Here is a 20055-nt window from a genome sequence, read left to right as displayed (position 1 = left end):
TGGCAAGAAGAAGAGGTGAAAAAGATGGCGGCGGTTTTTCGAACCGATACAGGTAAAATACGGACGCTTAATGAAGATTACGGGGGCTTTTTTTGGAATGGCAATCGCTTGTTAGCTGTCGTAGCAGACGGAATGGGTGGACATCAAGCGGGTGAGATAGCTAGCGAGATGGCAGTTTCATTTTTAGAAGAAGAGTGGCAGAAAGTAACGAATGATCTAACACCATCCGAAGCAGAGCAATGGTTGAATAACACGATCACAGAAGCGAATACGAAATTATTTAATTTCTCAAAATCTAACCCTGAGTATTCAGGTATGGGTACAACGATCGTGGCCGTTATTTGTACTGATTCCAATGTAACATTTGCTCATATCGGTGATAGCCGAATTTATTTACTAAACGAAAGCGGTTTTTCATTGTTAACAGAAGATCATTCACTCGTAAATGAACTCGTAAAAAATGGTCAAATTACAAAAGAAGAAGCGGAACACCATCCACGTAAACATATTTTACTTCGAGCATTAGGTACAGAAGAGAACGTTACGATCGATATTCGTTCGTTAGATTGGGAGGAGAATGATTATTTATTACTCTGTTCAGATGGTTTAACGAATAAAGTTGATGAACGAGAGCTAGAGCAAACGATTCGCTCATCCGAATCGCTAGAGAAGCAAGCTGATGAATTAATTGCGATGGCAAATGCTGCTGGCGGGGAAGATAATATAACGCTTATATTACTTAAGCATGTGGCTTTCGGTAAAAAAGGTGAGTCCTCATGATAAATAAACGCTTAAATGAACGGTACAAGCTTCTTGAAGTGATTGGGGAAGGCGGAATGGCTATCGTCTACCGTGCGGAGGATTTAATTTTAGATCGAACGGTGGCGGTTAAAGTACTTCGATCAGAATTTTCAAATGACGATGAATTCATATTGCGGTTTCGCCGTGAAGCAGAATCGGCAACAAGCTTGTCACACCCGAATATCGTTAACATTTATGATGTTGGAGAAGAAGAACAAGTTTACTACATCGTCATGGAATATGTAAAAGGGAAAACGTTAAAAGAATACATACGTGAGGCCGCACCATTGGCCATTGAAGAAGCACTATCTATTTTCACCAAAATATTATCCGCGATCCGTCATGCTCATGATAACCATATTATTCACCGCGATATAAAACCACATAACATATTGATTACCGACAGTGGTCAAGTAAAAGTAACGGATTTTGGTATTGCAATGGCGATGACATCCGCTACGATTACACATACGAAGTCGGTGTTAGGTTCTGTCCATTATTTGTCACCTGAACAAGCAAAAGGAAGCATTTCAACTGAGAAATCAGACATTTATTCTTTAGGTGTAGTTCTTTATGAAATGGTGACTGGAATCGTTCCATTTAGCGGTGAGTCCCCGGTAACAGTTGCTTTAAAGCATTTGCAAGAAGACTATACATCACCGCGGTTACTTAACGATCAAATACCGCAAAGTGTCGAGCATATCATTAATAAGGCTATGGCGAAAGAACCGAAACAACGCTATGACAATGTCGCTCAATTGCAATCAGATATCTCGATCGCATTAGAGCCAACCGTTGAGCATCAAAACTTGCATCAACATTTCGATGATGAAGAAACGAAAGTGCTTGCACCTGTTACACCAATTAAAGAACAACTACCGAAACAAGCTCCAGAAGAAGAAAAGCCTAAAAAAGACAAGAAAAAGAAAAAGCGCAGACGTTTTTTTATCATAATTGCGTTAATTATTTTAAGTTTAGGGGTTATAACGGCTGTAACGATCGCCAGCTTATTTAACGCGAAAGATGTAACAGTACCTGATGTGACGGGATTGACGTATGAAGAAGCTGTCAAAGAATTGCAAGATCGTAATTTAGTTCCGGTTAAAGAAGAAGAACATAGCAATGAGGTTGAAGAAGATCGAATCATACGCCAAAGTCCGTCACCGGATTCGATGGTAAAAGAACGTAGTGAAGTAACAATCGTTGTCAGTGTTGGTAAAGAAAAGAAAGTGATTGAAAATTATGTCGGCATGTCGAAAAATAACGTTGAACGACTAATTAGCAATTTAGATTTTGAAGATGTTGAATGGATTGAAGTGAAGTCAGATGAGCCTGCGGGCACGATTCTTGAACAAACGCCTGAAGAAGGAGAAGAAGTCGTCATTGAAGAAACGACGCTCATTTTAAAATATAGTAACGGAATTCAGACTGTTACAATCGATAACTTAATTGGCATGACAAAAAAGGCTGCAGAATCTTATTTAAAAGATAAAGGTTTAAAGGTGGACATTTCCGAGCAATATTCGGACAAAGTAGATAAAAATCATGTCATCTCTCAAGCGCCAGAGCCATTTGTTGAAGTAAAAAAAGGTAGTACTGTAAAACTTGTAATTTCAAAAGGTGAGGACCCGTCAACAAAAGAACAGCCATTAACGTTTGAAGTATCTCAACCAATAGAGATTCATGAAGACTCTGAGATTATCATTCGTTACCAAGATGCAACGACGAAAAATGGCGTTGCAGTTCAAGAACGTGCATCAAATACAAAAACGTATACATTTCCGCTAACTATCGCTCCACATGGAACGGCTTCGTTTCAGATTTACATTAATGGAAAAGAGCATAAAAATAAAACATATACGTATCGAGAAGTTCAAAATATGGAGTGATTGGCTTGCTTGCCGAAGGGAAAATCATTAAATCAATAAGTGGTTTTTATTACGTTTTGTCAGAAGATGTCGTTTATCAATGTCGTGCACGCGGTGTTTTTCGTAAGCGCAAAATCACTCCACTCGTCGGAGATCTTGTAAAGTTTGAGGCGGACAATGGAACAGATGGGTATATTATTGAATTGCTCCCACGAAAAAATGAACTCGTTCGTCCTCCGATTGCAAACGTTGAACAAGCACTCGTCGTTTTTTCGGTAAAAGAACCTGATTTAAGTTTGCAATTACTTGACAAGTTTTTAGTCCATATCGAAGCGAACGAAATCGAAGCCATTATTTGTTTTACAAAAATGGATTTACTAACAGCAACTGAACGAGAACGATTATTTGATGTGGCAAGCCTTTATCGTTCGCTAAGTTATCCCATCTTTTTTCTTTCAATCGTTGAACAGGAAAACTATGCTCCTCTAAAGGCGTATTTAAAAGATAAAATAACCGTTGTTGCTGGTCAGTCAGGTGTCGGAAAGTCATCATTGCTTAATGGATTAGATACTTCATTACAAATTGCAACGAATGAAATTTCAACGCATTTAGGAAGAGGTAAGCATACGACTAGGCATGTTGAACTTCTTCCGATCGCTGGTGGTTTAGTTGCGGATACGCCCGGGTTTAGTTCTTTAGATTTAAGTCACTTTAATGAAGAAGATTTATCTTTATATTTTCCAGAAATGAAACAACGTCGAGAAAAATGTAAATTTAGAGGTTGTACTCACTTAGCCGAACCACACTGTGCAGTGAAAGACGCGCTTAAAAGTGGAGAGATCGCAGAGAGTCGGTACAACCATTACGTACAATTTTTTAATGAAGTGAAAGAAACTAAAAGGAGATATTAATTGTGATTAAGGTCGCACCATCGATTTTAGCAGCAGATTTTGCAAAACTTGGAGAAGAAATAAAAGAAGTAGAGCACGGGGGCGCAGACTACATCCACATTGACGTAATGGACGGTCATTTCGTTCCAAACATTACGATCGGACCACTAGTCGTTGACTCCGTTCGACCAATTACAAAGCTTCCACTTGATGTTCATCTTATGATTGACAATCCTGACGTTTATATTGCAGACTTTGCACGGGCGGGTGCTGATATTATTTCAGTTCACGTTGAAGCGTGCAAACATTTACATCGAACAATTCAATCAATAAAACAATTGAATGTGAAAGCGGGTGTTGTGTTAAATCCAGCAACACCGATTTCCGCACTTGAGCATATAATTGAAGAGGTTGATTTAGTTTTACTCATGACAGTTAATCCAGGTTTTGGAGGACAATCGTTTATTTCTTCAGTCGTTCCAAAAATTAAACAATTGGCTCAGCTTATACATGAAAAAAATGTCTCCGTTGAAATTGAAGTGGATGGCGGTATTAATCCAGAAACAGCAAAAATTTGCATCGAAGCGGGGGCTACCGTTCTTGTTGCAGGTTCAGCAATTTTTAGTCAATCGGACCGAAAGCTAGCAATTCAACAAATTCGTAATGATGAATGATGAAAAAATCTAGAATTTCATTCTATTCCTCCTTAATGAGCATAAAACTAATAAAAAGCTAAATCTTTCGGTACTATTTTTCATCTGATGAGTATATTTATTAATGAACTCATTTCTATAAGTGGTTGTTCAAAAAGTTTGCGAACTTTTTAAGATTTTATTTGATTGAAAGGCACCTTTTAAGGAGGGGTACGATGAAATTTTACACCATTAAACTTCCGAGGTTTCTTGGGGGTTTTATTCGCGCGATACTTGGGGCAATAAAAAAGAACTGACAAGAAAAGCACCCTTATTTAGGTGCTTTTTCGTCTTTTACAATTAGACTCTTTCTACTTTTCCTGATTTAAGTGCTCTTGCAGAAACCCAAACACGTTTTGGTTTTCCGTCAACCATAATTCTAGCACGTTGAAGATTAGCTCCCCATTTGCGTCTTGTAGCATTTAAAGCGTGAGAACGTTTATTTCCAAAAGATGTTTTCCGTCCAGTAATTGCACATTTTGCCACGTTTCAAACCTCCTTACGTACGATGTATACTGAAAAATCATACCACTTCTTAAACGAGTTTGCAAATGATGTTTTTGAAAGAAAGTTGTTAAGATCCTTTTAAGTATAGTAAAATACGGGAAGAAAGTTTTGACACGCTCGTTCAAAGGAGGATATCGATGTCAATTGAAATAAAAACAAATTACGGACAAATTGACATAACAAAAGAAGTGATTGCTGCAATCGCTGGAGGTGCAGCAATTGATTGTTATGGAATTGTCGGTATGGCTTCACAGAAGCAATTAAAAGATGGTATTACTGAATTACTAGGGAGAGATAATTTTAGCAAAGGGATCGTCGTTCGAATCGAAGAAAATAGTGTAAATATCGATATGTATATTATCGTTAGTTACGGAACAAAAATTTCTGAAGTTGCACATAACGTACAGTCAACCGTTAAGTACCAGTTAGATAAAATGCTTGGGCTTGCAGTTGATTCTGTTAATATCTTTGTCCAAGGTGTTCGTGTAACGACAGAGTAACTGCGTTAGGAGGAAAAAGGCAATTGGATATGGAGAAACTGGATGGACAAGTATTTAAACAGATGATATTGCAAGCAGCAATTCATTTGGCAAACAACAAAGATAAAGTTGATGCTTTAAATGTTTTTCCTGTGCCAGATGGAGACACAGGTACAAATATGCACCTTACATTTTCTTCGGGTGCAAATGAAATTAAAAAAGTAACGTCTGAAAAAATAGATGCGATGACGTATCATTTGTCAAAGGGGTTGTTAATGGGGGCGCGAGGAAACTCAGGCGTTATCCTTTCCCAGCTGTTTCGCGGATTCGCAAAAGCGACAGAAGCAAAACGTGAGCTGAATGCAATCGAATTTGCTGCTGCACTTGGGAAAGGGGTAGAGACAGCCTACAAAGCGGTAATGAAGCCTGTTGAAGGTACAATTTTAACAGTTGCGAAAGATGCTGCAAGTAAAGCTGAACAAGTCGCTAAATCAACGAACAATATAGTTGAAGTAATGAATGAAACCGTAAAAGAAGCAAAAGCTTCTTTATACCGGACACCAAATTTACTTCCCGTCTTGAAGGAAGTAGGTGTAGTTGACTCTGGTGGACAAGGGCTCGTCGTCATTTATGAAGCTTTTTTAGCAACTCTTGAAGGTAAAACGTTAGACGAAGTGAATACTCACGAACCGAGCATGGAAGAAATGATTCGAGCTGAGCATCATAAAAGTGTGCAGTCACACATTTCTGCTGATGAAATCATAAATGGATATTGTACAGAATTTATGATTAAATTAGTAGATTCGGTTCGTTTTCATGAAGATGAGTTTCGACACGAATTAAGCAAATATGGAGACTCATTACTCGTTGTTTCAGATGAAGAGTTAGTAAAGATCCACATTCATAGTGAATATCCCGGCGATGTTATGACATATTCTCAAAAATATGGTGAGTTATTAAACATAAAAATTGAAAATATGCGTGAACAACATCATCAAATTGTAAACGACGAAAATAAAATGAACGAGCAAGTTGGAATCGTTACTGTTGCCGCCGGTGAAGGATTAATCGAACTATTTGAAAGTTTAGGTGCATCAGAAGTGATTCATGGTGGACAAACGATGAATCCGAGTACGGAAGACGTACTTTCAGCGATTAAGAAAGTAAATGCTGAAACAGTTTTCGTTCTTCCAAACAACGGTAATATTGTAATGGCTGCTGAGCAAGCAGCAAACGTTTCGGAAAATCGCGTGATTGTTATTCCAACGAAAACGATACCTCAAGGGATGGCGGCATTATTCGTATTCAATCAAGAACGTGATGTTGAAATAAATGAAAAAGAAATGAAAGCTGCCATAAACGATGTAAAATCTGGACAAGTTACGTATGCGGTTAGAGATTCAGTCGTGAATGGGGTAACCATTCATAAAGATGATTACTTAAGTATTTTTGAAGGGCAAATTATTTCAACATCGTCGGAAAGTGATAAAGCATTGCAAAAGTTGCTAAAACAAATGATTGATCATGATAGTGAACTTATAACGATTATTTATGGAGAGTATATTGATGAGGAACAAATTGAACAGATTGAAGCACTTTTAGAAGCTGACTTCCCACATGTTGAATATGAAATCCATAATGGAAATCAACCTGTCTACTCGTTTATTGTAGCAGTTGAATAATCATATATTATTTTCATTCCTACCTGTTAAAACGGGTAGGAATTTTTCTAATGAATATGGGGGATGAACATGGAGTTAACAAAAATGATTCATACAATTAATGGAATAGGACAAACAATGGAAGAAAAATTAAACTCCCTCAACATTTTTACAATTAAAGATTTGCTTGAATATTACCCATATCGCTACGATAGTTATGAATTAGCTAATCTAGAGCAAGTTCAGCATGGCGACACGATCACCATTGAAGGCAAAGTACACAGCATCCCGTCCGTCCGCTATTATGGAGGGAAAAAATCAAAGCTCTCAGTCCGAATACTAATCGGTCGAATTCTCATTACAGCAGTTTTTTTTAATCGAGCATTTTTGCAAAAAAGTTTAACATTAGGAAAAGTCGTAACGATAACTGGGAAATGGGACCAGCACCGCGCTTCGGTAACTGTTGATAAAATTCAATTGGGGTCTTTTTCAGGGAGTCGGGCTATTGAAGGAGTGTATTCATTAAAAGAAGGAATTTATCAAAAACAGTTTCGAAAGTTTGTCTACGAAGCACTTAGCCGATATGCGAATGAAATTGAAGAGGCATTGCCATTACAGATTCGAGAAACATATAAGTTGTATACGAAAAAAGAAGCTCTAAGAGCGATTCATTTTCCAAAAAATGAGTTTGACTTAAAACAAGCGAGAAGAAGACTCGTCTACGAAGAATTGCTTTCGTTTCAATTAAAAATGCATGCTTTTCGTAGGTTTGAACGTGAGAAAGGTAAGGGGACGAAAAAGCAGTTTCCTGAAGATAAACTGTATGACTTAGTAAACGCATTACCTTTTCAGTTAACATCAGCACAACAGAACGTATTAGCCGAAATTATCGAAGACTTACAATCTCCCTATCAAATGAATCGCCTATTACAAGGTGATGTCGGCTCTGGAAAAACAGTGATTGCTACAATCGCACTTTATGCAACAGTGTTATCTAATTTTCAAGGTGCATTAATGGTTCCGACAGAAATATTAGCTGAACAACATGCACAGTCAATTCAAGAACTGTTAACTCATACGAATGTGTCAATCGCACTCCTTACGAGTTCAGTGAAAGGAAAGCAGCGTGAAGCGATTTTACAAGGTCTTGAAGCGGGTGATATTCAAATTGTAATTGGAACACATTCACTTATTCAAGACGATGTTCAATTTCATAAGTTAGGTTTAGTCATCACGGATGAACAACATCGATTCGGCGTGAACCAAAGACGAGTGTTAAAAGACAAAGGGCTACACCCTGATGTTTTATTTATGACGGCGACTCCAATACCGCGAACGCTAGCCATAACAGCTTTCGGAGATATGGACGTATCAATGATAAATGAAATGCCTGTAGGTCGTAAACAAGTTGAAACATATTGGGTAAAAAGTCATGATATCGAACGTGTGTATCGTTTTCTTTCGAAAGAAGTGATGAATAAGCGACAAGCGTATGTGATTTGTCCACTGATTGAAGAGTCAGATAAGCTTGATGTTCAAAATGCAATTGATGTTCATAGTGAACTCGTTCAACAGTTCCCTCATTTTGCGATCGGTCTTCTTCATGGTCGGTTGTCTAACGAAGAAAAAGATAAGGTGATGCGAGCTTTTAGTAAAAACAACATTCAAATTCTCGTTTCAACGACGGTAGTTGAAGTTGGTGTTAATGTTCCGAATGCAACTGTTATGGTGATTAACGATGCGGAACGGTTCGGTTTAGCCCAATTACATCAATTACGCGGTCGTGTTGGAAGGGGATCGAGTCAATCTTATTGTATTTTAGTCGCTGATCCGAAAAGTGAAGATGGGAAAGAAAGAATGCGTATAATGACGGAAACGAATGATGGATTTTTATTGTCAGAAAAAGATTTAGAGCTCCGCGGACCGGGTGACTTTTTTGGTCATAAACAAAGTGGTATTCCGCAATTTAAACTTGCCGATCTCGTGCATGATTATCGGGCACTTGAAGTTGCACGCAATGATGCGAAAGACATGATTCAATCTAATGTGTTTTGGACAAGCTCTGAATTTGAGCATTTGAGAAATGCAGTAACGAACGAAAGTTTTTTTAAAGGAAAAAAACTTGACTAACAATTGATTAAACGTTTTTTTTATTATATATTGCTATTAGTACCTAGTCATAATTTGTTAGTTATCGAATATTCGGGTGGTTAGTATACATGAAATTAAATAAGAAAGAACGGCAAAAGCAGCTTCAATTGACAATCTCTGAAACTCCTTTTATAACGGATGAAGAATTAGCAGATAAATTTGGAGTTAGCATTCAAACGATTCGCTTAGATCGTTTGGAACTTGCGATTCCCGAAGTACGAGAGCGTATTAAGCATGTAGCCGTTCAACATTTTGATAAAGTAAAATCGTTGCCAATTGAAGAAGTAATCGGAGAAATTATAGATTTGCAACTCGATAAAAGTGCGATCTCTATTTTAGAATTTAAGCGTGAACATGTCTTTTCACGTACGAAAATTGCTAGAGGACATCATTTGTTTGCACAAGCCAATTCTTTAGCGGTTGCTGTTATTGATGATGAACTTGCATTGACCGCAAAAGCAAATATTCGGTTTACGAGACAAGTAACAGAAGGTGAACGAGTCGTTGCAAAAGCGAAAGTGATCAAGAAAAGCAAAGCTCGTACGATCGTCGAGGTAAATAGTTATGTAGATCAAGAACGTGTATTTTCAGGAGAGTTTGTCATGTTTCGTAAAGAACAGGTGCTGCAGGAAGGATGAAGTTTTTGTGAGAATAGCGATTGATGTAATGGGGGGGGACCATGCACCAAAAGCTCCGATTTTAGGTGTATTGGCTGCAATTAAAACATTCCCGGAAATTAGCTTTACGTTAGTTGGAGACGAAAACAAGATTAAGCCTTATATTTCAAATGACGAAAGGATTTCCATTTTACATACAGAAGAAGTGATTGAGCCCGATGATGAACCGGTTCGTGCGGTTCGCAGGAAAAAAAATGCTTCAATGGTCTTAGCAGCAACAGAAGTGAGAGAAGGAAGAGCAGACGCTTGTATTTCGGCTGGAAACACAGGAGCTCTTATGGCAACGGGTTTGTTTCGTGTTGGTCGACTTCAAGGGATCGATCGTCCTGCATTAGCGCCAACGCTTCCGACTCTGGATGGAAAAGGTTTTCTTCTGCTAGATGCGGGTGCAAACATGGATGCAAAACCGATTCACCTTCTTCATTATGCAATTATGGGTTCGATTTATATTGAGCAAGTACGCAAAATTGACTCACCTAAAATCGGACTTTTAAATGTAGGGACAGAAGAAGGGAAAGGAAATGAACTTAGTAAAGCAACGTTTGACTTGTTAAAAACTGCCCCGATTCATTTTGTTGGAAATATTGAAGCGAGAGATCTGCTTAATGGTGTCGCTGATGTTGTCATTGCTGATGGTTTTTCTGGAAATTTAGTTTTAAAAACATTAGAAGGAACAGGAGCAAGTTTACTTTCCCTTTTAAAATCGGAGTTAACGAGTTCTTTTGTTGCGAAAATCGCTGCTCTGTTTTTAAAACGTAGTTTGTTAGGGATTAAACAAAAAATGGATTACTCGGAGTATGGCGGAGCAGCATTGTTTGGTTTAAAAGCTCCCGTCGTTAAAGCGCATGGATCTTCGAATGAAACAGCGATTCTTCATACGATTCGCCAAACGAAAGAAATGGTTGAAAGAAATATTATTTTGCAAGTGAAAGAAAAAATAAAGGAATTAAATTTAGACGAGTTGGAGTGATTAGGATGGGTAAAATCGCGTTTATATTTCCAGGTCAAGGCTCCCAAAAAGTAGGGATGGGCTTAGAGTTAGCAGAACGATATGAGAGTAGCAAACAAATTTTTGAGTCGGCTGATAAGCGATTACAATTTCCGCTTACTGATGTGATTTTTTCTGGTCCAGCGGAAAAACTGAAAAAAACTGAAAATACACAACCTGCACTTTTGACGACAAGCATTGCGATTTTAGCGGCATTAAAAGAGCACGGTATTACCGCAGATTATGTTGCAGGGCATAGCTTAGGGGAATATTCTGCTTTAGTCGCTGCGGAGGCGATAAGTTTTGAAGATGCCGTCTATACGGTTCGGAAACGCGGTTTATATATGGAAGAGGCTGTTCCATCGGGAGAAGGTGCAATGGCAGCTATCCTTGGAATGGATCGAGGTGCACTTGAACAAGTGACGAAGGAAGTGACAGCCAATGGGGATCTCGTGCAACTTGCGAATTTAAATTGCCCTGGACAAATTGCAATTTCAGGTACTGCATCTGGTGTTTCGAAAGCGACACAGCTCGCAAAAGATAATGGTGCGAGAAGAGCGATCCCACTTGAAGTGAGTGGTCCATTTCACTCGGAGTTAATGAAACCAGCAGCTGACAGATTAAAAGCAGTGCTTGACGAAATAACGATCGAAAATGCTAAAGTCCCAGTCATTGCAAATGTAACAGCAGCAGAAATGACGATGGCAGATGATATTAAAGAAAAGCTAATCAAACAAATTTATTCACCTGTGCTATGGGAAGATACGGTTAAAAAACTGCTTGAATTGGATGTTGAGACATTTGTTGAAATTGGACCTGGAACCGTACTGTCGGGTTTAGTCCGGAAAGTGGATCGCAATGTAAAGACATATGCTGTATCGGATAAAGATAGCTTAATGAAGCTCGTATCTGAGTGTAAAAGGGGGAACGAATGATGCTTAAAAATAAAGTAGCGCTCGTGACGGGTGCTTCACGTGGAATTGGTCGTGCAATTGCCTTGAAACTTGCTGAAAAAGGAGCAAAAGTAGCAGTTAATTACGCTGGGCGTGAAGATGCCGCTAGCGAGACCGTCAACATGATTAAGCAAAGTGGCGGGGATGCTTTTGCGATTAAAGCAAACGTTGCTAATGGAGAAGAAGTACAGCAAATGGTAAAACAAGTGATTGAAATGTTCGGAGCGCTTGATATTTTAGTAAATAATGCAGGAATAACGAGAGATAATTTAATTATGCGTATGAAAGAAGCGGATTGGGACGATGTCATTAGTACGAACTTAAAAGGTGTGTTTAATTGCACAAAAGCAGTCACGCGCCAAATGATGAAGCAACGTAAAGGAAGAATTATTAATATTTCATCAATCGTAGGAGTGTCAGGAAATCCTGGTCAAGCAAATTACGTAGCCGCAAAAGCCGGTGTTATTGGGCTTACGAAGTCGGCTGCAAAAGAATTAGCGTCACGAAGCATTACCGTTAATGCGATTGCTCCTGGATTTATCGAAACTGAAATGACAGATGAGCTTGCAGATTCATTGAAAGAAGAAATGTTAAAGCAAATTCCGTTAGCTGAGTTTGGGCAACCTGAAGACATCGCCAATGTCGTTGCATTTTTAGCTTCGGACGAAAGTAAATATATGACGGGACAAACGATTCATGTCGATGGCGGAATGGTTATGTAAAATTGATTTTACTTTCAGTAATTTTTGCTTATAATGGCTTGAGGGGAGGTGAGATCATGGCAGATATTCTCGAGCGTGTTTCGAAAATTATTGTTGATCGTTTAGGAGTTGAAGAATCAAAAGTTCAACCTGAAGCTTCGTTTAAAGATGACTTAGGTGCTGACTCACTTGACGTCGTCGAATTAGTCATGGAGCTTGAAGACGAATTTGATATGGAAATTTCAGATGAAGATGCTGAAAAAATTGCAACTGTTGGTGATGTAGTCGAATACATAAAGAGCCATCAATAACAGTGTCAAGGCTGTATTAAAGCCTAGAAATCGCCAGAAACGACTCCCTCTCCCTACTAGAAAATCGTTTTCCAGCACTCGTTCTGTTGAGGATGGAGAGGACGTGCGAGTGTCGAGAGCGTCACAGTGTGTGGCGCTTGAAGTCGACTAAGAGTGTCGTCATTTCTGGCGATTTTCTAAAATATGAGTAGATAATAAGTTGAAAATATATATTTTAAGTTTTTACAACGTGTATTATGATTTAAACTGCTTTGGAGGCAATCATGAAAAAACGTTCGACAAGTAAAGAATCACGGACACGTCAACCGTTAAGTTTTGAACAACTGGAGGAGTTTCGTGCATTTCAACATTCAATAGGAACGAAGTTTGTGAATGAGCGTTTAATGATCCAAGCTTTTACACATTCATCTTATGTGAATGAGCATCGTAATAAAAAGCCAAATGTAGACAATGAACGGTTAGAGTTTTTAGGAGATGCTGTTTTGGAACTTGCGGTCTCACAATTTTTGTATCGTCATTATCCTAAAATGAGTGAAGGTGAATTGACAAAATTACGTGCAGCGATCGTCTGTGAGCCTTCTCTTTTTCAATTTGCAAAGGATTTATCTTTTCACGACTTTATTTTGCTTGGAAAAGGAGAAGAATTGACTGGCGGGAGGCAGCGCCCTTCCTTATTAGCTGATGTCTTTGAAGCGTTTATTGGCGCTCTATATTTAGATCAAGGCTTTGACGAAGTGCTCCGGTTTTTACAGCTGCATGTTTTTCCTAAAATCGACAAAGGTGCTTTTTCGCATACGATGGATTTTAAAAGCCAGCTTCAAGAAAGTGTTCAAAGTAAAGACTTGGGAGCGATTGATTACAAAATTATTAGTGAAAAAGGACCTGCCCATAATCGACAGTTCGTTTCAGCTGTTTTTTTAGAGGGCATAAAAATTGGACAAGGGGCAGGTAAATCAAAAAAGGAAGCAGAGCAGGAAGCTGCCCAAAAAGCGCTGCTTCATTTAGAAAAAAACAAATCCTTGTAGAGTATGTTCAAAAATCTGGAGGCTCACAGGCTTAAGTTAGCAGGTTTTTTGGTTATTCATTATTTTGCATCGCGCTATGTACGTAAAGCTAAATACGAGTACGTCGTTTGTGACGCACACGACTTGCACTAATTCACAAGACTTAATAAATATTAGTTGACTCGATCTTACCTTAAAGAAGTCAGCTTACCCAACGCAAGTCTTATTCGTCCATGCTTCATAGCATAGCGAGCTTCCTCGGTCCAAGGCAAATGTCATCGTTGTAAATAAGTAAGAACTAGCCATGTTATGACAAGTAATCGTACAAATTTTACCTCTCGTTGTCCTCTTTTTGAACGTAGCCTATAAAAAGTTTTAAATGTGATTATCTTTTATTTTCGATTTCGAAGACTGCCTAATTCGGCTGCGATCGCTTCCATTTCATTAATGCTGAATTGCGGTTGTTTTGTAACGAGTTGATATAAGTCGTAAAGATCATCGTAGCACTCGACAGGATAGTCTTCAGCTTTAATAGCTGAAGCATTGACAAGTTGTAATTTGACGACGATCTTTTCAATCATGTACTTGATATTTTCTCTATTTTTTACAGTTAAATTCATGTATATTTTTCATCCTTTCAAAAGTATAGTATGTACATTTTAACATGTAATTCTGTTTTTAACTTTTATTTTTTAAACATATAGAAGGAGGCAGTAATTTATGAGTTTTTTTAAAAGAATAAAAGAAAAAATTACGAAACAAACAGATACAGTGACCGAAAAATTTAAACAAGGATTAACGAAAACAAGACAATCATTTTCAGGTGCAGTGAACGGTCTTGTTAAACGCTATCGAAAGGTGAATGAGGAGTTTTTTGAAGAACTCGAAGAGATTTTAATTAGTGCCGATGTCGGTGTTGTAACTGTTATGGATCTTATCGAAATCTTAAAAGATGAAGCACGAGAAAGAAACATTCAAGAACCAGATGATCTAAAATCAGTCATTACTGAAAAGCTCGCAGAAGTTTTAAATAAAGACAACGGTGATACGAGTTTGAATATTCAAAATGGGGAAATGACGATTATTCTCGTTGTTGGGGTGAACGGAGTCGGAAAAACGACGACAATCGGTAAACTGGCACACCGGTTTATTAACGAAGGTAAAAAAGTTGTCCTTGCCGCTGGCGATACATTTAGGGCGGGAGCCATCGAGCAATTAGAAGTATGGGGTGAACGTGTCGGCGCTGATGTCATTAAGCACCAAGAAGGTTCTGATCCAGCTGCAGTTATTTTTGACGCGATTCAATCAGCACGCTCAAAAAAAGCAGATGTTTTGATCTGTGATACTGCGGGCAGATTGCAAAACAAAGTTAATTTAATGAAAGAGTTGGAAAAGGTGAGGAGAGTGATCGCTCGCGAAGTGCCTAATGCGCCGCACGAAGTTATGCTCGTTCTCGATGCAACGACTGGCCAAAATGCTTTAAACCAAGCAAAAGTATTTAACGAAGCGACTAATGTTACTGGAATTGCTTTAACGAAACTCGATGGGACAGCAAAAGGTGGGATCGTTTTAGCGATTCGACACGAGTTAAATATCCCTGTTAAACTGATCGGATTAGGTGAGCAAATGGAAGACTTGCAACAGTTTGATGCAGATACTTTTGTGTACAGTCTGTTTTCAGATCTTATTGAAGAAGAGTCGTAAAGATTTTTCCTTGACAATGGTTTTCCTTCACTGTAACATATGACTGTAAAGGTTATTTGCTTAACAAGGGGTGCCATCATGTTAGAAAAGACCATTAGGATCAATGATCTTTACGATTTTTATCACCCTCTATTAACACCTAAGCAACAAAATTATATGTCACTTTATTATAGAAATGATTTTTCGTTAAGTGAAATTGCAGAAGAATTTAATGTTAGCCGGCAAGCTGTGTATGACACGATAAGGCGAACGGAACAGATTATAGAGGAATATGAGCAGAAGCTAAAATTGTATGAAAAATTTAAACATCGCCAACACTTGCTCCAACAACTTTATAATGCGGTTGAGCTTGAAGAAAGTAAAGAGTATGTAGTAAAGGTGATTAAGAAACTTGAGAAACTTGATTAGGAGGCGGCATAACGTATGGCATTTGAAGGTTTAGCCGACCGACTGCAAAATACGCTCCAAAAAATTCGCGGGAAAGGTAAATTAACCGAATCTGACGTTAACGAGATGATGCGAGAAGTAAGGCTTGCCTTACTCGAAGCGGATGTTAATTTTAAAGTAGTAAAAGATTTTATTAAACGAGTTAAGGAGCGAGCGGTTGGCCAAGAAATTTTATCGAGCTTAACACCGGGCCAACAAGTCGTCAAAATTGTACACGATGAATTAAAGCAATTAATGGGTGGAGAGCAAAGTAAAATTGCAGTCGCCACTCGTCCACCTACAGTTATTATGATGGTAGGACTTCAAGGTGCTGGGAAAACGACAACTTCCGGAAAACTTGCAAACCATCTTCGGAAAAAATTTAATCGTAAACCTTTGCTCGTTGCAGCTGATATTTATCGCCCTGCTGCGATCGATCAATTGAAAACACTAGGCAAACAACTGAACATGCCCGTTTTCTCGTTAGGAGACAATGTAAGCCCAGTTGAAATTGCGAAACAAGCGATTGAAAAAGCGAAAGAAGAACATCATGATTATGTTATTATTGACACCGCAGGAAGATTGCACATTGACGAAGAACTTATGCAAGAACTTGCAGATGTAAAAGCGGAGGTTAATCCTGATGAAGTTTTCCTCGTCGTTGATGCAATGACAGGTCAAGATGCAGTCAACGTTGCGAGCAATTTTAACGAACAACTTGATTTAACGGGCGTAGTCTTAACTAAACTTGACGGCGACACGCGCGGTGGTGCTGCACTTTCAATTCGTGCCGTTGCAAACACTCCAATTAAATTTGTCGGCTTAGGTGAAAAGTTAGATGAACTTGAAGCCTTTCATCCAGAAAGAATGGCGTCACGCATTTTAGGGATGGGCGATGTATTAACATTAATTGAAAAAGCGCAAGCGAACATCGATGAACAGAAAGCGAAAGAGCTTGAAAAAAAGATGCGGACAGCTTCATTTACATTTGACGACTTTTTAGAGCAGCTTAGTCAAGTAAAAAAAATGGGACCGCTTGATGAACTGATTTCCATGATTCCTGGTGCTAACAAAATGAAAGGTTTAAAAAATGTTCAAGTCGATGAAAAACAACTTGCGCACGTTGAGGCAATTATTCAATCGATGACAAGCGAAGAGAAAACGACACCTGAAATTATTAATGCGAGCAGGCGCAAACGAATTGCTGCTGGTAGTGGCAGACCGCTTCAAGAAGTGAACCGTTTAATTAAACAATTTGATGAAATGAAAAAAATGATGAAACAAATGACAGGAATGCAAAAAGGCAAAGGCAAGAAAAAAGGTGGATTTCAATTTCCATTTATGTAAAAAATCCTTTACAAGTAGATTCAAAAATGATATTATTATAAATTTTGGAGGTGATAATGATGGCAGTGAAAATTCGTTTAAAGCGTATCGGTGCAAAAAAAGCTCCGTTCTACCGTTTAGTTGTTGCGGATTCCCGTTCGCCAAGAGACGGTCGTTTTATAGAAGAGATCGGGTATTATAACCCTGTTAAAAAACCCGTAGAAGTTAAAATTGATGAAGAAAAAGCATTACAATGGATGTTAAATGGTGCAAAACCGTCTGATACGGTTCGTAAACTTTTCTCTAAAGCGGGTTTAATGGAGAAGCTTCATAACTCTAAGTATGCTAAGAAGTAAGCTTATGACAACTGTTAAGGTGGGGTTGAAGATGGAAGAGCTGATTAAAGCAATTGTAACGCCACTCGTAGACCATCCGAATGACGTGCGTGTGACAGCAAAGGAAAACGATGGGCTCGTGACGTACTCATTAACTGTTCATACAGAAGATAAAGGGAAAGTCATCGGAAGGCATGGAAGAATCGCAAAAGCGATTCGTTCTGTTGTCAATGCAGCCGCAACAACTCGGAAGGAACGTATACAGTTGGAAATTTTTTAAAAAGGCATGGGGTAGAGCTATCCCCTTGCCTTTTTTAGCCTTTGAAGCAAATAGGTAATTTTGAAGTAGTACTTTCACTGGAGGTGGCGGCGTGAAAGTGATCAGGCAAGCGCTCATAAAACAAGTATTGACAGAAAAAAGCAAAACAGAATTGCTTAACTCGTTTGAGAAAAAGAAAAAACAGTATGAAATGGAATGTGAACAACTTGATTTTGAAAAACGAAAAGCGTTAAAAAATAGTCACAATAAAAATAACCCTTTCATTAAAACACGATTTACTGAAGAAATTGAGCGCCGAAAAGAAAAAATTCGTAACGTTTACTTTCAGATTGAACAGTTAGCGCTTTTGCCATTAGGTACAGAAGTCATTGAAAAAGAAATTGAAATCTTATCCGAAATAAACGTTGGCGATCATGTTAACAACATTGATGTTCCTGCCGAAATCGTTGTGAAAGATGGCATTATTTTGGAAATAAGAGAATAAATTGTACGGAGGCCACTAATGCGCTGGTTTAATGTTGGAAAAATTGTAAATACACACGGAATAAAGGGAGAAGTACGAATTATATCGACGACTGACTTTCCAGAATCCCGTTACAAACAAGGAAATCAACTTACCTTTTTCTCAAAACAAAACGACATTCAGTTGCCTCTTACTGTACGCACTTATCGTAGACATAAACAGTTCGATTTAGTTCGTTTTGAAGAGGTACATACTGTAGAAGAAGCAGAACGATTAAAAGGCGGGCTTTTAAAAATTTCTGAACAACAGCTAAATCGTCATGAATTAGATGATGGTGAATTTTATTATTATGAAGTTATTGGATGTAAAGTTTTTTCTGAAAAAGGGGAATTCATCGGGAAGATAACAGAAATTTTATCCCCAGGTGCGAATGATGTATGGGTTGTACAAGCTACTGATAACGGTAAGCTTCATTACATCCCTTATATAGAATCTGTTGTGAAACAAGTAAATGTTAAAGAGAAACGTGTGACGATTCATATTATGGAAGGCTTGATAGAATGAAAATTGATATTCTTACTCTCTTTCCAACTATGTTTGAAGGTGTTTTAAATGAATCGATTTTAAAACGAGCTCAAGAACAATCACTTGTACAATTTAATCTTGTTAATTTTCGTGACTTTTCATTAAATAAACATCAAAAGGTAGACGATTATCCATACGGTGGAGGGGCGGGAATGGTTCTTACTCCACAACCGATTTTTGATGCGGTTGGATCGCTTCTTAAACAAAGTGATGAAAACGCTAGGGTGTTACTTATGACCCCACAAGGAGAACGTTTCACACAAAAGAAAGCAGAAGAACTCGCTGAAGAGAAGCATCTCATTTTTCTTTGTGGTCACTATGAAGGATTTGATGAACGCATTCGTGAGCATGTCGTAACAGATGAGCTATCAATCGGTGACTACGTATTGACGGGTGGAGAGCTTGCGAGCATGGTCATTATTGATAGTGTTGTAAGACTTATTCCAGGTATTTTAGGTAACAAACAATCCTATGAGCAAGATTCATTCAGCACCGGTTTACTTGAGCATCCACAATATACTCGTCCATATGACTTCAGAGGCCATCAAGTTCCCGATGTTCTTCTTTCTGGGAATCATAAAAAAATTGAAGAGTGGCGAAGGAAAGAATCATTGCGCCGAACGTTTGAACGTCGTCCCGACCTATTAACTGATGTTCATTTAACTGAAAATGAACGACAGTTTTTGAATCAACTTATACAAAAAAAACGTTAATCAGTTATTGCGACGCAGTTGTCACTATGTTATGATGATTGTTGTATCATGGAAAAGGTGCGGAAACGCTGCCTTTGTAAGTACGATGTTCCGCTGTGATTTCATTGAAGGATGACAAGAACATCTGTGTGGAAGGAGGGCGTATGAAATGAGTAATAAACTAGCTGAAATTACAAAAGAGCAATTAAAAACTGATCTTCCTGCATTTCGACCGGGAGATACTGTAAAAGTTCACGTAAAGGTCGTGGAAGGAACTCGTGAACGTATTCAAATATTTGAAGGTATCGTCATTAAACGGCGTGGCACTGGAATTAGTGAAACGTTTACAGTTAGAAAAATTTCTTATGGCGTTGGCGTGGAAAGAACATTCCCTGTTCATTCACCGAAAATTGCCAAGCTAGAAGTTATGCGCCGTGGTAAAGTGCGTCGTGCAAAACTTTATTATTTACGAGATTTGCGCGGAAAAGCGGCACGAATTAAAGAAATTCGTTAATTGTTGCGTATTTAATAATTTAATCGCGAAACTGATGAAGGAGCCTT

Annotated in this window: 25 protein-coding genes; 23 read left to right on the top strand and 2 right to left on the bottom strand. The window is 38.4% G+C overall.

Annotation, left to right across the window (positions count from 1 at the left end):
• Positions 1–24 precede the first annotated feature (24 nt).
• The 5 genes from ABU914_RS01385 to spoVM all read left to right on the top strand — a co-directional run bounded on the left by ABU914_RS01385 (position 25) and on the right by spoVM (position 4508).
• Entirely contained in the window at positions 25–780 is a 756-nt protein-coding gene (locus ABU914_RS01385; RefSeq protein ID WP_379667965.1) for a Stp1/IreP family PP2C-type Ser/Thr phosphatase, read from the top strand.
• Positions 777–2690: a Stk1 family PASTA domain-containing Ser/Thr kinase gene (gene pknB / locus ABU914_RS01380; protein WP_379667964.1), complete on the top strand. Its 1914-nt coding sequence runs from the start codon at positions 777–779 to the stop codon at positions 2688–2690. The genes ABU914_RS01385 and pknB overlap by 4 nt, the downstream gene beginning before the upstream one ends.
• A gap of 5 nt (positions 2691–2695) precedes the next feature.
• Positions 2696–3580, top strand: a complete 885-nt coding sequence (gene rsgA / locus ABU914_RS01375; protein ID WP_379667963.1) for a ribosome small subunit-dependent GTPase A — start codon at positions 2696–2698, stop codon at positions 3578–3580.
• Positions 3581–3582: 2 nt separating this feature from the next.
• Positions 3583–4233 carry a ribulose-phosphate 3-epimerase gene (gene rpe, locus ABU914_RS01370; protein WP_379667962.1) on the top strand — a complete coding sequence of 217 codons (651 nt, stop codon included), beginning with the start codon at positions 3583–3585 and terminating at the stop codon, positions 4231–4233.
• 194 nt (positions 4234–4427) lie between these two features.
• Entirely contained in the window at positions 4428–4508 is an 81-nt protein-coding gene (spoVM, locus tag ABU914_RS01365) for a stage V sporulation protein SpoVM (RefSeq protein WP_379668098.1), read from the top strand.
• A 43-nt stretch (positions 4509–4551) separates the two neighbouring features.
• Here the strand turns inward: spoVM and rpmB are convergent, their stop codons facing one another.
• Positions 4552–4737: a 50S ribosomal protein L28 gene (rpmB, locus tag ABU914_RS01360; protein ID WP_379667961.1), complete on the bottom strand. Its 186-nt coding sequence runs from the start codon at positions 4735–4737 to the stop codon at positions 4552–4554.
• Between the two features lie 158 nt (positions 4738–4895).
• On the opposite strand from rpmB, the gene ABU914_RS01355 reads away from it, so the two are divergent.
• The 9 genes from ABU914_RS01355 (at position 4896) to rnc (ending at position 13704) form a co-directional block, all read left to right on the top strand.
• Entirely contained in the window at positions 4896–5258 is a 363-nt protein-coding gene (locus ABU914_RS01355; RefSeq protein ID WP_379667960.1) for an Asp23/Gls24 family envelope stress response protein, read from the top strand.
• Between the two features lie 23 nt (positions 5259–5281).
• Positions 5282–6919 (top strand): DAK2 domain-containing protein, encoded by a 1638-nt coding sequence (locus ABU914_RS01350; RefSeq protein ID WP_379667959.1) that lies wholly within the window; start codon positions 5282–5284, stop codon positions 6917–6919.
• Positions 6920–6982: 63 nt separating this feature from the next.
• Positions 6983–9028 carry an ATP-dependent DNA helicase RecG gene (recG, locus tag ABU914_RS01345; protein WP_379667958.1) on the top strand — a complete coding sequence of 682 codons (2046 nt, stop codon included), beginning with the start codon at positions 6983–6985 and terminating at the stop codon, positions 9026–9028.
• A gap of 89 nt (positions 9029–9117) precedes the next feature.
• Positions 9118–9687 carry a transcription factor FapR gene (fapR, locus tag ABU914_RS01340; protein ID WP_379667957.1) on the top strand — a complete coding sequence of 190 codons (570 nt, stop codon included), beginning with the start codon at positions 9118–9120 and terminating at the stop codon, positions 9685–9687.
• A gap of 7 nt (positions 9688–9694) precedes the next feature.
• Positions 9695–10696, top strand: a complete 1002-nt coding sequence (gene plsX / locus ABU914_RS01335) for a phosphate acyltransferase PlsX (protein WP_379667956.1) — start codon at positions 9695–9697, stop codon at positions 10694–10696.
• 5 nt (positions 10697–10701) lie between these two features.
• Positions 10702–11649, top strand: coding sequence for an ACP S-malonyltransferase (gene fabD / locus ABU914_RS01330; RefSeq protein ID WP_379667955.1), 948 nt, complete (start codon positions 10702–10704; stop codon positions 11647–11649).
• The gene (fabG, locus tag ABU914_RS01325; RefSeq protein ID WP_379667954.1) at positions 11649–12389 is read left to right on the top strand and encodes a 3-oxoacyl-[acyl-carrier-protein] reductase; all 741 of its coding nucleotides are present in this window, start codon (positions 11649–11651) and stop codon (positions 12387–12389) included. The genes fabD and fabG overlap by 1 nt, the downstream gene beginning before the upstream one ends.
• A 56-nt stretch (positions 12390–12445) precedes the next feature.
• Positions 12446–12679, top strand: a complete 234-nt coding sequence (acpP, locus tag ABU914_RS01320) for an acyl carrier protein (RefSeq protein ID WP_379667953.1) — start codon at positions 12446–12448, stop codon at positions 12677–12679.
• A 263-nt stretch (positions 12680–12942) separates the two neighbouring features.
• Positions 12943–13704, top strand: a complete 762-nt coding sequence (rnc, locus tag ABU914_RS01315; protein WP_379667952.1) for a ribonuclease III — start codon at positions 12943–12945, stop codon at positions 13702–13704.
• 371 nt (positions 13705–14075) lie between these two features.
• Here rnc and ABU914_RS01310 read toward each other — a convergent pair whose 3' ends face one another.
• Entirely contained in the window at positions 14076–14303 is a 228-nt protein-coding gene (locus ABU914_RS01310) for a DUF1128 domain-containing protein (protein ID WP_379667951.1), read from the bottom strand.
• A gap of 100 nt (positions 14304–14403) precedes the next feature.
• On the opposite strand from ABU914_RS01310, the gene ftsY reads away from it, so the two are divergent.
• The 9 genes from ftsY (at position 14404) to rplS (ending at position 20008) form a co-directional block, all read left to right on the top strand.
• On the top strand, positions 14404–15387 hold the full coding sequence (gene ftsY / locus ABU914_RS01305) for a signal recognition particle-docking protein FtsY (protein ID WP_379667950.1): 984 nt from the start codon (positions 14404–14406) through the stop codon (positions 15385–15387).
• A gap of 78 nt (positions 15388–15465) precedes the next feature.
• Positions 15466–15795: a putative DNA-binding protein gene (locus ABU914_RS01300; protein WP_379667949.1), complete on the top strand. Its 330-nt coding sequence runs from the start codon at positions 15466–15468 to the stop codon at positions 15793–15795.
• A 15-nt stretch (positions 15796–15810) separates the two neighbouring features.
• Positions 15811–17160, top strand: a complete 1350-nt coding sequence (gene ffh / locus ABU914_RS01295; protein ID WP_379667948.1) for a signal recognition particle protein — start codon at positions 15811–15813, stop codon at positions 17158–17160.
• A 59-nt stretch (positions 17161–17219) separates the two neighbouring features.
• Positions 17220–17495 carry a 30S ribosomal protein S16 gene (gene rpsP / locus ABU914_RS01290; protein ID WP_379667947.1) on the top strand — a complete coding sequence of 92 codons (276 nt, stop codon included), beginning with the start codon at positions 17220–17222 and terminating at the stop codon, positions 17493–17495.
• Between the two features lie 31 nt (positions 17496–17526).
• Positions 17527–17754, top strand: coding sequence for a KH domain-containing protein (locus tag ABU914_RS01285; protein ID WP_379667946.1), 228 nt, complete (start codon positions 17527–17529; stop codon positions 17752–17754).
• Between the two features lie 91 nt (positions 17755–17845).
• Positions 17846–18238 carry a YlqD family protein gene (locus ABU914_RS01280; RefSeq protein ID WP_379667945.1) on the top strand — a complete coding sequence of 131 codons (393 nt, stop codon included), beginning with the start codon at positions 17846–17848 and terminating at the stop codon, positions 18236–18238.
• A gap of 18 nt (positions 18239–18256) precedes the next feature.
• Positions 18257–18781, top strand: coding sequence for a ribosome maturation factor RimM (gene rimM, locus ABU914_RS01275; RefSeq protein ID WP_379667944.1), 525 nt, complete (start codon positions 18257–18259; stop codon positions 18779–18781).
• Positions 18778–19515 (top strand): tRNA (guanosine(37)-N1)-methyltransferase TrmD, encoded by a 738-nt coding sequence (gene trmD, locus ABU914_RS01270; RefSeq protein ID WP_379667943.1) that lies wholly within the window; start codon positions 18778–18780, stop codon positions 19513–19515. Before rimM ends, trmD begins: the two co-directional genes overlap by 4 nt.
• A 148-nt stretch (positions 19516–19663) precedes the next feature.
• Complete coding sequence (rplS, locus tag ABU914_RS01265) at positions 19664–20008, top strand: 50S ribosomal protein L19 (protein WP_379667942.1); 345 nt, start codon at positions 19664–19666, stop codon at positions 20006–20008.
• Positions 20009–20055: the final 47 nt, after the last annotated feature.

The organism is Pueribacillus sp. YX66, assembly GCF_041725775.1.
Taxonomy (GTDB): Bacteria; Bacillota; Bacilli; order Bacillales; family UBA6769; genus Pueribacillus.
This window is presented reverse-complemented; position numbering and strand designations above follow the sequence as displayed.

Coding starts and splice junctions, on each gene's coding strand:
- ABU914_RS01385 (WP_379667965.1), top strand. CDS start 25: ATGGCGGCGGTTTTTCGAACCGATACAGGTAAAATACGGACGCTTAAT.
- pknB (WP_379667964.1), top strand. CDS start 777: ATGATAAATAAACGCTTAAATGAACGGTACAAGCTTCTTGAAGTGATT.
- spoVM (WP_379668098.1), top strand. CDS start 4,428: ATGAAATTTTACACCATTAAACTTCCGAGGTTTCTTGGGGGTTTTATT.
- ABU914_RS01355 (WP_379667960.1), top strand. CDS start 4,896: ATGTCAATTGAAATAAAAACAAATTACGGACAAATTGACATAACAAAA.
- recG (WP_379667958.1), top strand. CDS start 6,983: ATGAACATGGAGTTAACAAAAATGATTCATACAATTAATGGAATAGGA.
- fapR (WP_379667957.1), top strand. CDS start 9,118: ATGAAATTAAATAAGAAAGAACGGCAAAAGCAGCTTCAATTGACAATC.
- fabD (WP_379667955.1), top strand. CDS start 10,702: ATGGGTAAAATCGCGTTTATATTTCCAGGTCAAGGCTCCCAAAAAGTA.
- fabG (WP_379667954.1), top strand. CDS start 11,649: ATGCTTAAAAATAAAGTAGCGCTCGTGACGGGTGCTTCACGTGGAATT.
- acpP (WP_379667953.1), top strand. CDS start 12,446: ATGGCAGATATTCTCGAGCGTGTTTCGAAAATTATTGTTGATCGTTTA.
- rnc (WP_379667952.1), top strand. CDS start 12,943: ATGAAAAAACGTTCGACAAGTAAAGAATCACGGACACGTCAACCGTTA.
- ABU914_RS01310 (WP_379667951.1), bottom strand. CDS start 14,303: ATGAATTTAACTGTAAAAAATAGAGAAAATATCAAGTACATGATTGAA.
- ftsY (WP_379667950.1), top strand. CDS start 14,404: ATGAGTTTTTTTAAAAGAATAAAAGAAAAAATTACGAAACAAACAGAT.
- ABU914_RS01300 (WP_379667949.1), top strand. CDS start 15,466: ATGTTAGAAAAGACCATTAGGATCAATGATCTTTACGATTTTTATCAC.
- ffh (WP_379667948.1), top strand. CDS start 15,811: ATGGCATTTGAAGGTTTAGCCGACCGACTGCAAAATACGCTCCAAAAA.
- rpsP (WP_379667947.1), top strand. CDS start 17,220: ATGGCAGTGAAAATTCGTTTAAAGCGTATCGGTGCAAAAAAAGCTCCG.
- ABU914_RS01285 (WP_379667946.1), top strand. CDS start 17,527: ATGGAAGAGCTGATTAAAGCAATTGTAACGCCACTCGTAGACCATCCG.
- rimM (WP_379667944.1), top strand. CDS start 18,257: ATGCGCTGGTTTAATGTTGGAAAAATTGTAAATACACACGGAATAAAG.
- trmD (WP_379667943.1), top strand. CDS start 18,778: ATGAAAATTGATATTCTTACTCTCTTTCCAACTATGTTTGAAGGTGTT.
- rplS (WP_379667942.1), top strand. CDS start 19,664: ATGAGTAATAAACTAGCTGAAATTACAAAAGAGCAATTAAAAACTGAT.